Source organism: Streptomyces sp. C (assembly GCF_000158895.1).
In the GTDB taxonomy this organism is placed as follows: domain Bacteria; phylum Actinomycetota; class Actinomycetes; order Streptomycetales; family Streptomycetaceae; genus Streptomyces; species Streptomyces racemochromogenes.
This window is the reverse complement of sequence record NZ_GG657750.1, coordinates 666,838-668,513: the sequence shown is the minus strand read 5'-3', so window position 1 is coordinate 668,513 and position 1,676 is coordinate 666,838. Positions and strand designations below refer to the sequence as shown.

Genomic DNA, 1,676 nt, shown 5'->3' with positions numbered 1-1,676 from the left:
TCCCGCGCCGCGTGCACGGCCCGCGCCATCAGCAGGGCGCCGATGCCGTGCCCGCGCGCGCCGGGCGCGACGAACAGCCGGCTGACGACGGCCGTGCCCGCGACGGGCACCCCGGTCCGCCGGCTCCACAGCTCCGGCGCCGAGTCGCCCGGCCCGCTGCGGCACAGCCCGACGTGGCCGGCCACGCGGCCCTCCCGCTCCGCCACCCAGCTGCCGAGCAGCGCGGGAGGCGACAGCCAGTCCCGCGGCCGCTCGGGCCAGTCCACCGGGTAGCCGTCGCCGTGGTGGACCTCGGCGAGTGCGCGCACGCAGGCGCCGAGGTCCTCGGGTTCACGCGGCCGGACGTCCATCCGGCCATGCGACCACAGGTGATCCGGCCTCAGGACAGGCGGGTCACCCTGGCCCCGAACGAGGGCTCGACGAGATCGGCCCCCACCGCGACCGGCACGCTCTTCGCGCCGTCCCCCTCGCCCACGGTCAGCACGCCGACCTCCGTCCCGGCCTTGGCCTCGTGCGGCAGCGGCTTCGCGCCCGCTCCGAGGGAGAGCCGCAGCTGCTGCCCCGGCACGCCGATCACGGTGAGGTCCTTCGTGGCCACGAGCGGGGTCGAGCCGCCGAGCCCGTCGGAGACGTGGCCCACCAGCTGCCCCTTGCGGATGACGGTGGCCGGGGCGAGGGCCTTGCGCACCGCCTCGATGACCTTGCGGCTGTTCTCCTTCACCAGGTTCAGGCTGTTCCCGCCGTCGGGGTCGGGGCCGTCCACGTGCTGGTCCATCATCGTGCCGAGGATCAGCGGGGTCTCGCCGCCGACCGTCTTGTACGCGGCCCACGACAGGGTGCCGCCGGCGGGGGTGCTCGATCCGGTCTTGATGCCGTTGATGTTCAGACCGGCGAGGAGCAGGCTGCCGTTGTTGTTGATGAGCGGCTTGGACAGTCCCTCGATCGGGGCGCTGGGCATCGCCACGACCGTGCGGAAGGCGTCGTCCTTCATCACGGCCTCGGCGAGCTTCAGCTGGTCGACGGCGGTGCTGACGGTGCCGGCGTCCAGGCCGCTGGGGTCCGTGTACGTGGTGTTCGTCATGCCGAGTTCCTTCGCCGCGGCGTTCATCTTCGCGACGAACGCGGCCTCGTCGCCGCCGGTGTCCCAGCGGGCCAGCAGGCGGGCGATGTTGTTGGCCGAAGGGATCATCAGCATCTTGATCATGTCCAGCTGGCTGAACTTCTGCCCGGCGGTGAGCCCTTCGATCCGGGACTCGCTGCTGGCGTTGCCCTCGGCCACCGCCTTGGCGTCGGCCTCGATCTTCGGGCCCGGCTCGTTCTTGCGCAGCGGGTGGCCCTTGAGAATCACGTACGCCGTCATGATCTTCGCCACGCTGGCCGTCGGCATCGGCTTCTGCTCGCCGACCGTGCCGATGGTGCCGGAGCCGACGACGCGCACGGCGGCCTGGCCCTTGGCCGGCCAGGGGATGGAAAAAAGAGCCCTCGATGGTGTGCGAGGTCTGCGTGGTGACGAACTGCGGTGCGGGGAGCGGGCGTAGCATCTGGGCCCCCGCGACGGCGGCGCCGAGCAGCAGCACGATCGGCGTCCAGACCTTGACGCGCCGCGTGAGGGTGCGGCGCGGGGTCTCCGGCGGGGGAGTGGTGTTAGTCAGCTCGGCCAGCAGTTCGAGCGGCGG

At 72.5% G+C, this 1,676-nt stretch carries 2 protein-coding genes; both read right to left on the bottom strand.

Going from position 1 to position 1,676, the window contains the following annotated elements; translation table 11 throughout:
- Positions 1-350: GNAT family N-acetyltransferase (locus tag SSNG_RS03120; protein ID WP_007262339.1), on the bottom strand; the 350-nt coding region annotated here is incomplete at its 3' end.
- A gap of 29 nt (positions 351-379) precedes the next feature.
- Complete coding sequence (locus SSNG_RS03115; protein ID WP_241694984.1) at positions 380-1,438, bottom strand: serine hydrolase; 1,059 nt, start codon at positions 1,436-1,438, stop codon at positions 380-382.
- Positions 1,439-1,676 lie beyond the last annotated feature (238 nt).